We start from the raw sequence: 251 nt of genomic DNA on the forward strand, positions 1-251 counted from the left end.
GGGTCGACGGTGATCGTAGCGCTAACGCCCGTAAGGTCAAGGTCACAGCTCGTATTGGAAACGTTGCTGACATCGATGGTCGTCGCTGAGGTAATCCCCACAACCGCGATCTCAAGCGTACCGTCAGCAGGTATCACGCCCGTTACCGATGGGCCGCCGTCTATACTGTAGGTCACGGTGTCACCGGCATCGCCACTGACCACGAACTCCCCGTCGTCGCCAGAGCACACGCTAGGTGCGGTAGCAGATAC

At 59.4% G+C, this 251-nt stretch carries 1 protein-coding gene; it reads right to left on the minus strand.

Features of this window, described 5'->3' with window-relative positions:
• On the minus strand, positions 1–251 hold a 251-nt coding region (locus AB9K26_RS00015; protein ID WP_369970507.1), incomplete at both ends, for a hypothetical protein.

It is taken from the genome of Psychroserpens sp. XS_ASV72, assembly GCF_041224425.1.
Lineage (GTDB): Bacteria > Bacteroidota > Bacteroidia > Flavobacteriales > Flavobacteriaceae > Psychroserpens.